Origin of the sequence: Geobacillus thermodenitrificans subsp. thermodenitrificans DSM 465 (genome assembly GCF_000496575.1) — a bacterium.
GTDB classification, from domain to species: Bacteria; Bacillota; Bacilli; order Bacillales; family Anoxybacillaceae; genus Geobacillus; species Geobacillus thermodenitrificans.
Map to the genome: position 1 here is coordinate 145,276 of NZ_AYKT01000002.1, position 13,099 is coordinate 158,374.

Here is a 13,099-nt window from a genome sequence, read left to right on the forward strand (position 1 = left end):
GCCTTGGCCATAAAGCCAAGGCTGTTTTTATGAGGATGGTTTACCGATGATAAAACGCCAGATGTCGTGAAAGACGTTGGCACTATGGAGCGTGCGGATAATGACGAGAATGACCGGGCCAGCGATCAAGCCGAGAAAGCCGAGCAGCTTGAAACCAACAAACAAGGCAATGAGCGTCGCGAGCGGGTCGAGACCGATCGATGAGGAAAGAACTTTCGGCTCCATAATTTGCCGCTGGACGAGCACGACGATATACAAAACGCCAAGCCCGATCGCAAACGGGATGTCGCCGCTGACCGCCGCGTAAATAATCCAAGGCACGAACACAATCCCCGTCCCTAAGTAAGGCAAAATATCGACGAATCCGATGATTAAGGCGATTGTAATAGCGTAATCGACGCGCAAAATGAGCAAGCCGATCAACACGATGACGGTCGTAATCGAAATGAGCGTCGCCTGTGCTTTAATAAAGCCAAACAGCGCCCGCTTCAAGTCAAGAAACACCGTTTTTCCGCTTGTGCGGGCTTTCGCGGGCAGCCATTGCTGTACCATCCGCATGAGACGGTGCCAGTCTTTGCTGATGAAAAAGGTAGCGAGCAGCGAAAAAATAAAAACTGTCGCCGCGTTCGGCAGCCAGGCGAGGAGCTGCGGAATGTTTTGCAACACGCGCTGGATGAATTCGCCGACTGTCGTCGCAATTTGCGTTCCGACCGCCTGGATGTTTTGCATGATTGTATCCTGCTGATTATCATTTAAACTTTTAAACAGGACGGCTAAGTCTTGATAGAGTGGGATGAGCTGATTGGCCGCAAACGACTCCATGTACGCGATGAGCGCCTGGAATTTTTCCGGCACGACGTCGGCCAAGTATTGCGTTCCCGAAACGATTTCGGCAATTAACAGAATCACGATTCCCGCAACAGCGGCAAACAGGACGATCAGCGTCACGCTGACGGCGAGCCAGCGCGGCATTTTCGTCTTTCGTTCCAAAAAATTGACGAGCGGATTGATGAGAAGAGCGATAAAAAAGGCAATAATAAACGGGTACGTCACCGTCGAGACATAATAGGCGGCCATGAGGCCCAACACAACGACGGCGATGACAATGAGAAAGCGCAAAAAACGGTCGATATAGACTCGGGACAATGTTTCACCCCCAACGGTTTTCCATACTGATATATTACATGTTTCTTTACGAAGAAGCAAAAAGACAAGTTTCATAGGAAAGGACGGACGCTTATGAATGAACCAGTATTATTTTTGCTTTTGCTTTTGGCGATCGGGGTGATCGCAAAAAATCAGTCGCTCATCATCGCCATTGCGGTGCTGTTGGCCATCAAACTGTTCGGGTTGGAAGCGCGGCTGTTGCCGGCCATTCAGGCGAAAGGAATCAACTGGGGGGTTACGGTCATTACGGTTGCAGTGTTGGCGCCGATTGCCACCGGAGAGATCGGGTTTAAGCAGCTCATCGGCTCGCTGCAGTCGGCGTCGGCCTGGATTGCACTCTTATCTGGCATTTTTGTGGCGTTAATTGCCAAAGGAGGGGTGACGCTTTTGGCCAGTGACCCGCACATCACCGCTTCACTTGTGTTGGGTACGGTCATTGCCGTATCGCTGTTTCACGGGGTGGCAGTCGGACCATTAATTGGCGCAGGAATTGCCTATGTGGTTATAAAAATGGTAGAATATTTTTGAAGCTGGGCGAGGATCATTATTCCTGTGTAATAATCTTTTGACAAATGGATGCATTACCGTTCACAAAAATCTGATAATTGTTTATAATAATAGGCGTAAGCTAGTTTTCGGCCCAAGCGACATGTAGCGTTGTCACAACAAGGCGGCAGCCGATGTGTCAATGTAAGCACTTTCTTGTGTATGTCTGTTTTTGCATCCATTTCGAGCAAGCGCTCACCAGCCGTCTAGTGGCAAGGCAGGAATTATGAAGAAAAGGGGAGATTCGTATGACAGTAACCCGCGGTTTAGAAGGGGTTGTGGCGACAACCTCAAGCATCAGCTCGATCATCGATGATACATTGACGTATGTCGGCTATAACATTGATGATTTAGCCGAAAACGCTTCCTTCGAAGAGGTCATTTATTTGCTTTGGCATCGGGTGCTGCCAACAAAAGAGCAACTGGCGGAACTGAAGCAGCAGCTTGCGGAGAATGCGGAGATTCCGAACGAAATCATTGAGCATTTTAAATTATACCCGATCGATAAAGTGCATCCGATGGCCGCGTTGCGCACGGCGATTTCGCTCCTCGGCCTGTATGATGAAGAGGCGGATGTTATGACGAAAGAGGCAAACTACCGGAAAGCAATCCGCCTGCAGGCGAAAATCCCGACGATCGTCACCGCATTTGCCCGCGTGCGCAAAGGATTGGAACCGGTTGCGCCGCGCAAAGATTTAAGCTTTGCTGCGAATTTCTTGTATATGCTCACCGGTGAGGAGCCGAATGAAATTGCGGAGGAAGCGTTCAACAAGGCACTCGTGCTGCATGCTGACCATGAGCTGAACGCATCGACGTTCACGGCGCGTGTCTGCGTGGCGACGCTGTCGGACATTTATTCTGGCATTACTGCAGCGATCGGCGCCTTGAAAGGGCCGCTTCACGGCGGGGCGAACGAAGCGGTCATGAAAATGTTGACGGAAATCGGCACGATCGACAACGTTGAGCCGTACATCCGCGGAAAACTGGCCAATAAAGAGAAAATTATGGGGTTTGGCCACCGCGTCTACCGGAAAGGCGACCCGCGCGCCAAGCATTTGAAAAAAATGTCGGAAAAACTGACGAAGCTTGTTGGTGAACCGCACTGGTATGAAATGTCGACGAAGATTGAAGAAATCGTCACATCGGAAAAAGCGTTGCCGCCGAACGTTGACTTTTATTCCGCCTCGGTTTACCATTGTTTAGGAATCGACCATGATTTATTTACGCCGATTTTTGCCGTCAGCCGGACATCGGGATGGTTAGCCCACATTTTAGAGCAATATGACAACAACCGTCTCATCCGTCCGCGTGCGGAGTACACCGGCCCGAGCAAGCAAGTGTACGTGCCGATTGAACAGCGCGGTTAAACAAGTGGACAAGGCGCTGAAGGCCAACCTTCACGCCTTTTCAATAAAAAATGGCATTGGGGGTTTTACTCGTGACGCAAGGGGAAAAAATTACTGTCACCAATGGTGTTCTCAACGTTCCAAACAACCCGATCATCCCGTTCATTGAAGGGGACGGAACGGGTCCGGACATTTGGGCAGCCGCTTCGCGCGTGCTCGAAGCAGCCGTTGAAAAAGCGTACAAAGGCGAGAAGAAAATCGTCTGGAAGGAAGTGCTTGCTGGTGAAAAAGCGTACAAGCTGACGGGCAACTGGCTTCCAGATGAAACGCTTGAGACGATCCGCGAATACATAATCGCTATTAAAGGGCCGTTGACGACGCCGGTTGGCGGCGGCATCCGTTCGTTGAACGTTGCGCTCCGCCAAGAGCTGGACTTGTTCGTCTGCCTGCGTCCGGTTCGTTACTTCCAAGGTGTTCCGTCGCCGGTAAAACGTCCGGAAGATACCGATATGGTCATTTTCCGCGAAAATACGGAAGACATTTACGCCGGTATTGAGTATGCAAAAGGGACCCCAGAAGTGAAAAAAGTGATTGACTTTTTGCAAAACGAAATGGGCGTGCGCAAAATCCGCTTCCCGGAAACGTCCGGTATCGGCATCAAACCGATTTCTGAAGAAGGAACGAAACGGCTCGTGCGCGCGGCAATCAACTATGCGATCGAACACGGCCGCAAGTCGGTTACGCTCGTCCATAAAGGGAACATTATGAAGTTCACTGAAGGGGCGTTTAAAAACTGGGGTTATGAGCTGGCTGAACAAGAGTTCGGCGACAAAGTGTTCACGTGGGCACAATATGACCGGATCGTTGAAGCAGAAGGAAAAGAAGCGGCGAACAAAGCGCTTGCTGACGCGGAAGCGACCGGTAAAATCATCATTAAAGACGCCATCGCCGACATCTTCCTGCAGCAAATTTTGACGCGTCCGCGCGAATTTGATGTCATCGCGACGATGAACTTAAATGGCGATTACATTTCAGATGCACTCGCAGCCCAAGTCGGCGGTATCGGCATCGCACCAGGAGCGAACATCAACTATGAAACCGGTCACGCCATTTTCGAAGCGACGCACGGCACGGCGCCGAAATATGCTGGTTTGGACAAAGTCAATCCGTCGTCGGTTATTTTGTCCGGCGTCATGATGTTTGAGCATCTCGGCTGGAACGAAGCAGCTCAATTGATCATTCAAGCAATGGAAAAAACGATCGCGTCCAAAGTGGTCACGTACGATTTCGCCCGTCTGATGGAAGGGGCAACCGAAGTGAAATGTTCGGAATTTGCTGATGCGCTCATCCGCAATATGGACTAACCTTTAACGAAGGGGATGGCAAACGATGGCGATGAAACGGAAAAAAATTTCGGTCATTGGCGCCGGATTTACGGGAGCGACGACGGCGTTCCTTTTGGCGCAAAAAGAGCTTGGCGACATCGTGCTTGTCGACATTCCGCAGCTTGAGAATCCGACGAAAGGGAAAGCGCTCGATATGCTCGAGTCAAGCCCGGTACTCGGCTTTGACGCGAACATCGTCGGTACGTCGGATTACGCTGACACGGCTGATTCTGACATCGTCGTCATTACGGCCGGCATCGCCCGCAAGCCGGGAATGAGCCGCGACGACTTAGTGACGACAAACCAAAAAATCATGAAACAAGTGACGAAAGAAGTCGTCAAATACTCGCCAAACTGCTACATCATCGTCTTGACGAACCCAGTCGATGCGATGACGTATACGGTCTTTAAGGAATCCGGATTCCCGAAAAACCGCGTCATCGGTCAATCGGGCGTCCTCGATACGGCACGCTTCCGTACGTTCGTCGCCCAGGAGCTGAACATTTCGGTGAAAGACGTCACCGGGTTTGTGTTGGGCGGCCATGGCGATGACATGGTGCCGCTCGTCCGCTACTCGTACGCCGGCGGCATTCCGCTTGAAAAACTTATTCCAAAAGACCGTCTTGACGCCATCGTTGAGCGGACGCGCAAAGGCGGCGGCGAAATCGTCAACCTGCTTGGCAATGGCAGCGCCTACTATGCGCCGGCTGCCTCGCTTGCCGAAATGGTCGAGGCGATTGTCAAAGATCAACGCCGCATTTTGCCGGCGATCGCCTACCTTGAAGGCGAATACGGCTATGAAGGCATTTATTTGGGGGTGCCAACGATCCTAGGTGGCAACGGCATCGAGAAAGTGATTGAGCTCGAGCTGACCGAGGATGAAAAAGCGGCACTCGCCAAATCGGTTGAGTCGGTCAAAAACGTCATGCGCGTATTAGAATAACCGCAAGGCAAAAATTCGGGCGTTGTCCCGAATTTTTGCACCTTCATTTTGAAAGCGTTTTCCAAATCGAGGGGGGTGGGAACGTGTTAAAAAAACGGAAGTTGGGGAGAACAATCAGGGAAATCCAACCTGGAGAAAAGCTTGTCTTCCAGGCGGCCATTGAAGATAAAGATTTGCTTCTTTATCTCGGGCTGACCGATGATGCGAATCCGCTTTACATTCAGCATGACTACGCCTCACAAACACCGCTCGGGAAGCCGATCGTTCCGACCGTCATGTTGACGGGGATGATTACGTCAGCAGTCTCCAAATATTTGCCGGGTCCGGGAAGCTACATTACGCGGCAGGATCTTCGTTTTCTCCGTCCGGTGTATCATTATGAAACGCTCGAATTTTTGCTTGAAGTGGCAGAGGTGGATGAGGCGGGGCATTGTGTCACATTGAACGTGACAGCGACGCGCGGTGCGGAGACGGTGCTTGATGGCACGTTGTCCGTCTGTCCGCCGCACGCACTTCCGCGCTTCGATGGCCGTGTGCTAGAAAATTTTTGATAAAAAAGGCGTCGCTAGGACTGTTTTTCTAGGCCGTATCATTCTTGGTAGCAAACGATATTTATCTTCTGTCAAAGAGACAAACCAAATGCCAGGGGCTGTTCTTCACGGGTGAACCGACCGTTGGAAGAACAGCCTCTTTCATTTTTTGCCGAGTAAAAGCGTGAGTTATGGTATGATAAAAATGAGAAACATTGGACGAGATGGAGGCGTGGCATGGGCAAAAAAATTTTAGTTGTCGATGACGAGCAGCCGATTGTGACTCTTTTGTCTTACAATTTGGAGAAAGCCGGTTTTCAAGTCGTAGCCGCCTATGACGGCGAAGAGGCGCTGGAGAAAGTGGCGTTTGAGCAGCCGGCGCTGATCATTTTGGACTTGATGCTGCCAAAGCTTGACGGTGTCGAAGTATGCAAACGGCTTCGCCAGCAGCAAATCATGACGCCGATTTTAATGTTGACGGCACGGGACGATGAATTTGACAAGGTGCTCGGCCTTGAGCTTGGCGCAGATGATTACATGACGAAACCGTTCAGCCCTCGCGAAGTCGTTGCGCGTGTGAAGGCGATTTTGCGCCGCACGGATCTTGCTCAACCGGCCGCTGAACCGAGCGAACGACTTGTCATCGGCGATCTGGAGATTTTCCCAGAGCGTTACGAAGCGGCAGTCGGCGACAAGCCGCTTGAGCTGACGCCGAAAGAATTTGAGTTGCTCCTTCACTTAGCGCGGCATAAAGGGCGGGTGTTGACGCGCGATCAACTCCTCAGCGCGGTATGGAACTACGATTTTGCCGGCGATACACGCATTGTCGATGTCCATATCAGCCATTTGCGCGAGAAAATTGAGGAAGATACGAAAAAGCCAGTATACATTAAAACGGTGCGCGGTCTCGGCTATAAATTGGAGGAACCGAGGCGGGTATGAATAGCTTCCGCAACCGGTTGCTGTTTTGGCTCGTAACACTTATTGTCACCGTCTTGATCGCCCTTGGCCTTTTGCTCGGTCAATTGCTGAAAGACTTTTATGCTGAGACGATGAACAAACGGATGGAAAAGGAGGCAAAAGCGCTCGCCATTTTGCTTGAAAACGAACCACTTGAGCGAATTCGCCTCGATTTGAAGGAAATGGGGGATGAGCTGTCGTCGCGCATCACTGTGCTTGATCGACACCAGCGGTTGCAGTTTGATAGCGGGCGCATCGCGGCGATCAGCGACGAAGACCACGAGCGCATTATCCGCACCATTTTGCGTAAAAAGCAGTTCCCTCGCTTTTCGGTGATCGAAAAAGCGAACGATGTGTACTACTATATTGCCCCGTACGGGCACGGCAGCGGGCGAGGCGGGTATGTCATTTTAAGCACGCCGACGAGTTCGCTGAAAAAAGTGAGTCAGCAAATTTGGGGAGTGCTCGTGAGCAGCCTCGGCATGGCGCTCATCGTTATTGTCGCTTTGGGCTGGAAAATCGCCAACCAATATATGAGGCCGATTGAGGCGGCCACAAAAGTGGCGTTTGAGCTCGAAAAAGGCAATTATGCTGCCAGGGTTCCCGATGGCGAGTATAAAGAAGCCGGCATGCTTGTCCGTTCGATCAACCGGCTTGCCCGCAACTTGCAGGAAATGAGCCGGGCGCGGGAAATCCAAACCGACCGGCTCCATACGCTTATCGAAAATGTCGGCAGCGGCTTGTTGTTTATCGACCATCGCGGGCATATCCATTTGATCAACCGCGCGTTCCAAACGTATTTTCATCTTGATTCGTCCGATTGCTTGTACCGTCCATATGCCGATGTGTTGCCGCACCGTGACATCATCAAATTGATCGACGATATTTTTATCACCGAAACGGCGATGCGCCGGCACATGCGGTTGACGATTGGCATTGAGCGGAAGCATTTTGATGTATACGGCGCTCCGATTATCGGAACGAATGCCGAGTGGAAAGGGATCGTCGTAGTGTTCCATGACATTACGGAATTGAAGCGTCTGGAGCAAATTCGCAAAGACTTTGTCGCCAACGTTTCACACGAGCTGAAAACGCCGGTCACCTCCATTAAAGGGTTTGCCGAGACGCTGCTTGACGGAGCGATGAAAGACGAAGAGGCGTTAGAGCATTTTTTGACGATCATTTTAAAGGAAAGCGAGCGGCTGCAAACACTCGTTGAAGAATTGCTTGATTTGTCAAAAATTGAGCAGCACGGATTTCAATTGCAGCTCGAAGACGTGGACGTGGCCGAAGTGATTGCCGAGGCGGCAGCCGTGTTTCGTCAAAAGGCGGAGGAAAAGCAAATTGACTTGCGCGTTGAGGCGTTGCCCGGGCTTGTCATCCGCGGCGATCGAAATCGGTTGAAGCAGATTTTGATTAACTTGCTTGCCAACGCTCTCGCTTATACGCCAGAACATGGACAAGTCGCCGTCGAAGCGGAAGAAAAAGAGAAGGAAGTGCTCATTCATGTGAAAGATACCGGTATTGGTATCGAGGAGAAGGAAATTCCTCGTATTTTTGAGCGCTTTTATCGCATTGACAAAGCGCGCAGTCGTGATTCCGGCGGAACAGGCCTAGGCCTTTCGATCGTCAAACATTTGGTGGAGGCTCATCACGGCTATATTACAGTAGCAAGCGAAGTGGGGCGCGGCACAGTGTTTACGATCCATTTTCCAAAGCCGGAGCGGTAGCCGGCTTCTTTTTTATGAGAAGCGGTTTGCATGGTACAATAGAACAAGGAGCGTTCGAGGAGGGATGAGATTGAAGAAAAAACTCGTCTTAATTGATGGCAACAGCGTGGCATACCGCGCCTTTTTTGCCTTGCCACTTTTGCATAACGACAAAGGCATTCATACGAATGCGGTTTACGGGTTTACGATGATGTTGAACAAAATTTTGGTGGAAGAACAACCGACCCATTTACTTGTAGCGTTTGACGCCGGAAAAACGACGTTCCGGCATGAAACGTTTCAAGAGTATAAAGGCGGACGGCAACAAACTCCCCCGGAACTGTCCGAGCAGTTTCCGCTGTTGCGCGAGCTATTAAAAGCGTACCGCATTCCCGCTTATGAACTTGATCATTACGAAGCGGACGATATTATCGGGACGCTCGCTGCCCGCGCTGAGCAAGAAGGGTTTGAAGTGAAAATCATTTCCGGCGACCGCGATTTAACCCAGCTCGCCTCCCGTCATGTGACGGTCGATATTACGAAAAAAGGGATTACCGACATTGAGCCGTATACGCCAGAGACCGTTCACGAAAAATACGGCCTGACTCCGGAGCAAATAGTGGATTTAAAAGGATTGATGGGCGATAAATCCGACAACATCCCGGGCGTGCCCGGCATCGGGGAAAAAACGGCGGTCAAGCTGCTGAAGCAATTTGGTACGGTGGAAAATGTGCTCGCATCGATCGATGAGGTGAAAGGGGAAAAACTGAAAGAAAACTTGCGCCAACACCGGGATTTAGCTCTCTTGAGCAAACAGCTGGCGTCCATTTGCCGCGACGCCCCGGTTGAGCTGTCGTTAGATGACATTGTCTACGAAGGACAAGACCGCGAAAAAGTCATCGCGTTATTTAAAGAACTCGGGTTTCAGTCGTTCTTGGAAAAAATGGCCGCGCCGGCAGCCGAAGGGGAGAAACCGCTTGAGGAGATGGAGTTTGCCATCGTTGACGTCATTACCGAAGAGATGCTTGCCGACAAGGCAGCGCTTGTCGTTGAGGTGATGGAAGAAAACTACCACGATGCCCCGATTGTCGGAATCGCACTAGTGAACGAGCATGGGCGATTTTTTATGCGCCCGGAGACCGCGCTGGCTGATTCGCAATTTTTAGCATGGCTTGCCGATGAAACGAAGAAAAAAAGCATGTTTGACGCCAAGCGGGCAGTCGTTGCCTTAAAGTGGAAAGGAATTGAGCTTCGCGGCGTCGCCTTTGATTTATTGCTCGCTGCCTATTTGCTCAATCCGGCTCAAGATGCCGGCGATATCGCTGCGGTGGCGAAAATGAAACAATATGAAGCGGTGCGGTCGGATGAAGCGGTCTATGGCAAAGGCGCCAAGCGGTCGCTTCCGGACGAGCAGACGCTTGCTGAGCATCTCGTTCGCAAAGCGGCAGCCATTTGGGCGCTTGAGCAGCCGTTTATGGACGATTTGCGGAACAACGAACAAGATCAATTATTAACGAAGCTTGAGCAGCCGCTGGCGGCGATTTTGGCTGAAATGGAATTCACTGGGGTGAACGTGGATACAAAGCGGCTTGAACAGATGGGTTCGGAGCTCGCCGAACAACTGCGTGCCATCGAGCAGCGCATTTACGAGCTAGCCGGCCAAGAGTTCAACATTAACTCGCCAAAACAGCTCGGAGTCATTTTATTTGAAAAGCTGCAGCTACCGGTGCTAAAGAAGACGAAAACAGGCTATTCGACTTCGGCTGATGTGCTTGAGAAGCTTGCACCGCATCATGAAATCGTCGAAAACATTTTGCATTACCGCCAGCTTGGCAAACTGCAATCAACGTATATTGAAGGATTGTTGAAAGTTGTGCGCCCTGATACCGGCAAAGTGCATACGATGTTCAACCAAGCGCTGACGCAAACTGGGCGGCTCAGCTCGGCCGAGCCGAACTTGCAAAACATTCCGATTCGGCTCGAAGAGGGGCGGAAAATCCGCCAAGCGTTCGTCCCGTCAGAGCCGGACTGGCTCATTTTCGCCGCCGATTACTCACAAATTGAATTGCGCGTCCTCGCCCATATCGCCGATGACGACAATCTAATTGAAGCGTTCCAACGCGATTTGGATATTCACACAAAAACGGCGATGGACATTTTCCATGTGAGCGAAGAGGAAGTCACGGCCAACATGCGCCGCCAGGCAAAGGCCGTTAACTTCGGTATCGTTTACGGAATTAGCGATTACGGATTGGCGCAAAACTTGAACATTACGCGCAAAGAAGCTGCCGAATTTATCGAACGTTACTTCGCCAGCTTTCCGGGCGTAAAGCAGTATATGGAAAACATTGTGCAAGAAGCGAAACAGAAAGGATATGTGACAACGCTGTTGCATCGGCGCCGCTATTTGCCTGATATTACAAGCCGCAATTTCAACGTCCGCAGTTTTGCAGAGCGGACGGCCATGAACACGCCAATTCAAGGAAGCGCCGCTGACATTATTAAAAAAGCGATGATTGATTTAGCGGCACGGCTGAAAGAAGAGCAGCTTCAGGCTCGTCTTTTGCTGCAAGTGCATGACGAGCTCATTTTGGAAGCGCCAAAAGAGGAAATTGAGCGATTATGCGAGCTTGTTCCGGAAGTGATGGAGCAGGCCGTTACGCTCCGCGTGCCGCTGAAAGTCGACTACCATTACGGTCCAACATGGTATGATGCCAAATAAGGGGTACGGGGGCGGAAACGGGCCGGCCAATCATAGAAAAAGAACGTCTCCCAGCCGGGCTGATGCGAATGGGAAAAAGCTTTTGCCCGGTTGCGGGGCAAGTCGACATCAACAAAGAGAAGCCGTCTTTGCTTGAGTCGGGACGCCGGGTGAACGACAGGGAAGAAAAAGGCTCTCTGCCCGGCGAGCCTGCATTTTGTGATTGTACAGGCAAACGAGCAAAGAAAGGAGGGAACGTGATGCCAGAATTGCCGGAAGTGGAAACGATTCGCCGCACGTTGCTGCCGCTTATTGTTGGCAAAACGGTCGGGGATGTGCAAATTTTTTGGCCGAACATCATTCGTCATCCACAAGATCCGGAGGCATTTGCCGCAAGGCTTGTTGGACAGACGGTGCGCGGCATCGATCGGCGAGGGAAATTTTTGAAGTTTTTGTTTGACCAAGATATGCTTGTTTCCCATTTGCGCATGGAAGGGCGTTACACCGTTGCTGATGCACACGAACCGCTTGACCCGCACACGCACGTCGTGTTCCGCTTCACTGACGATAGTGAACTCCGTTATCGCGATGTGCGCAAGTTCGGAACGATGCATGTGTATGCCAAGGAGGAGGGAGACCGCCAGCCGCCGCTTGATCAATTGGGGCCGGAGCCGCTTTCCCCGGCGTTTTCTCCAGCCGTATTGGCGGAGAGGGCCGCGAAAACGAAACGGACTGTGAAAGCGTTGCTGCTTGACCAAACCGTCGTCGCTGGATTTGGCAACATTTACGTCGATGAATCACTGTTTCGCGCTGGCATTCTTCCCGAGCGGCAGGCCGCTTCACTGACAGACGAAGAAATCAAGCGGCTGCATGAACAGATGGTCGCCACCATCGGTGAGGCCATCATGAAGGGGGGAAGCACGGTGCGAACGTACGTCAACACGCAAGGGGAAACGGGTACGTTCCAACATAGCTTGTTCGTATATGGCCGCAAAGGGGAGCCGTGCAAACGGTGCGGAACCCCGATTGAAAAAACGGTCGTCGCCGGCCGCGGCACGCACTATTGCCCGCACTGTCAGCGGTAGGCGACAAACGAAAAAGGAGAGAAATCAAATGGCAGTAACCATCGGGTTGACTGGGGGAATCGCGAGCGGGAAAAGTACAGTCAGTGCCATGATGCGCGAACTCGGCCTTCCGGTCATTGACGCGGATGAGGCGGCGCGAGCTGTCGTTGAACCAGGAGAAGAGGCGTATCGGCAAATCGTTGCTACCTTCGGTCCAGACATTTTGCAGATGAACGGTGAGATCGACCGGGCAAAACTCGGAGCGATCGTCTTTAACAACGAACAAGAGCGGAAAAAGCTGAACGCCATCGTCCATCCGGCTGTGCGCCGGAAAATGCTTGCGGAAAAAGAGGAGCTCATTCGTTCCGGAGCAAAAACGGTCGTCTTGGATATTCCTCTCTTATTTGAAAGCGGACTGACCGATTGGGTTGATAAAGTGCTCGTCGTTTACGTTGATGATGACGTTCAGCTTCGTCGCCTCATGGCGCGAAACGGCTTCACCGAGGAGGAAGCGATCGCCCGCATCCGCGCTCAGTGGCCGCTCGAAGAAAAAGTAAAACGTGCTGATGCAGTTATCGACAATAACGGAACGGTGGAACAGACGCGTCGACAGTTATTGTCGATTTTACAACAATGGGACGCCTTGGAAAAATAGGCGTCTTTTTTGTTTGTTTTTTGTCATTTTGCTCTCCACATTCTCGAAAAATATGATATACTATTTATACAGATTGCGATAAATAGTATAACA

At 51.3% G+C, this 13,099-nt stretch carries 11 protein-coding genes; 10 read left to right on the top strand and 1 reads right to left on the bottom strand.

Going from position 1 to position 13,099, the window contains the following annotated elements:
• Window positions 1-27: 27 nt before the first annotated feature.
• Window positions 28-1,146, bottom strand: coding sequence for a sporulation integral membrane protein YtvI (gene ytvI / locus DSM465_RS0103125; protein ID WP_029760614.1), 1,119 nt, complete (start codon window positions 1,144-1,146; stop codon window positions 28-30).
• A gap of 93 nt (window positions 1,147-1,239) precedes the next feature.
• Between ytvI and DSM465_RS0103130 the strand changes: the two genes are divergently transcribed.
• From DSM465_RS0103130 to coaE, 10 genes are all read left to right on the top strand, one after another.
• Window positions 1,240-1,695 carry a DUF441 domain-containing protein gene (locus DSM465_RS0103130; protein WP_008880858.1) on the top strand — a complete coding sequence of 152 codons (456 nt, stop codon included), beginning with the start codon at window positions 1,240-1,242 and terminating at the stop codon, window positions 1,693-1,695.
• Between the two features lie 266 nt (window positions 1,696-1,961).
• Complete coding sequence (citZ, locus tag DSM465_RS0103135) at window positions 1,962-3,080, top strand: citrate synthase (RefSeq protein WP_008880857.1); 1,119 nt, start codon at window positions 1,962-1,964, stop codon at window positions 3,078-3,080.
• Window positions 3,081-3,151: 71 nt separating this feature from the next.
• Window positions 3,152-4,423: an NADP-dependent isocitrate dehydrogenase gene (icd, locus tag DSM465_RS0103140; RefSeq protein WP_008880856.1), complete on the top strand. Its 1,272-nt coding sequence runs from the start codon at window positions 3,152-3,154 to the stop codon at window positions 4,421-4,423.
• 25 nt (window positions 4,424-4,448) lie between these two features.
• Window positions 4,449-5,387 (top strand): malate dehydrogenase, encoded by a 939-nt coding sequence (mdh, locus tag DSM465_RS0103145; RefSeq protein WP_008880855.1) that lies wholly within the window; start codon window positions 4,449-4,451, stop codon window positions 5,385-5,387.
• An 83-nt stretch (window positions 5,388-5,470) separates the two neighbouring features.
• Window positions 5,471-5,938: a MaoC family dehydratase gene (locus DSM465_RS0103150; protein ID WP_011887956.1), complete on the top strand. Its 468-nt coding sequence runs from the start codon at window positions 5,471-5,473 to the stop codon at window positions 5,936-5,938.
• Window positions 5,939-6,154: 216 nt separating this feature from the next.
• Window positions 6,155-6,859: a response regulator transcription factor gene (locus DSM465_RS0103155; protein WP_008880853.1), complete on the top strand. Its 705-nt coding sequence runs from the start codon at window positions 6,155-6,157 to the stop codon at window positions 6,857-6,859.
• Window positions 6,856-8,607, top strand: a complete 1,752-nt coding sequence (gene pnpS / locus DSM465_RS0103160; RefSeq protein ID WP_029760616.1) for a two-component system histidine kinase PnpS — start codon at window positions 6,856-6,858, stop codon at window positions 8,605-8,607. Before DSM465_RS0103155 ends, pnpS begins: the two co-directional genes overlap by 4 nt.
• 64 nt (window positions 8,608-8,671) lie before the next feature.
• A complete protein-coding gene (gene polA / locus DSM465_RS0103165) occupies window positions 8,672-11,308 on the top strand; it encodes a DNA polymerase I (protein ID WP_029760617.1) in 2,637 nt (878 codons plus the stop codon).
• Between the two features lie 239 nt (window positions 11,309-11,547).
• Window positions 11,548-12,372: a DNA-formamidopyrimidine glycosylase gene (gene mutM, locus DSM465_RS0103170; protein ID WP_008880849.1), complete on the top strand. Its 825-nt coding sequence runs from the start codon at window positions 11,548-11,550 to the stop codon at window positions 12,370-12,372.
• Window positions 12,373-12,400: 28 nt separating this feature from the next.
• Window positions 12,401-13,006 (top strand): dephospho-CoA kinase, encoded by a 606-nt coding sequence (gene coaE / locus DSM465_RS0103175; protein ID WP_008880848.1) that lies wholly within the window; start codon window positions 12,401-12,403, stop codon window positions 13,004-13,006.
• The last annotated feature ends 93 nt before the right edge of the window (window positions 13,007-13,099 follow it).

Bases quoted from the DNA above. Each gene is read 5' to 3' on its own strand.
- DSM465_RS0103130 (WP_008880858.1), top strand. From the start codon at position 1,240: ATGAATGAACCAGTATTATTTTTGCTTTTGCTTTTGGCGATCGGGGTG.
- citZ (WP_008880857.1), top strand. From the start codon at position 1,962: ATGACAGTAACCCGCGGTTTAGAAGGGGTTGTGGCGACAACCTCAAGC.
- mdh (WP_008880855.1), top strand. From the start codon at position 4,449: ATGGCGATGAAACGGAAAAAAATTTCGGTCATTGGCGCCGGATTTACG.
- DSM465_RS0103155 (WP_008880853.1), top strand. From the start codon at position 6,155: ATGGGCAAAAAAATTTTAGTTGTCGATGACGAGCAGCCGATTGTGACT.
- pnpS (WP_029760616.1), top strand. From the start codon at position 6,856: ATGAATAGCTTCCGCAACCGGTTGCTGTTTTGGCTCGTAACACTTATT.
- polA (WP_029760617.1), top strand. From the start codon at position 8,672: ATGAGATTGAAGAAAAAACTCGTCTTAATTGATGGCAACAGCGTGGCA.
- mutM (WP_008880849.1), top strand. From the start codon at position 11,548: ATGCCAGAATTGCCGGAAGTGGAAACGATTCGCCGCACGTTGCTGCCG.
- coaE (WP_008880848.1), top strand. From the start codon at position 12,401: ATGGCAGTAACCATCGGGTTGACTGGGGGAATCGCGAGCGGGAAAAGT.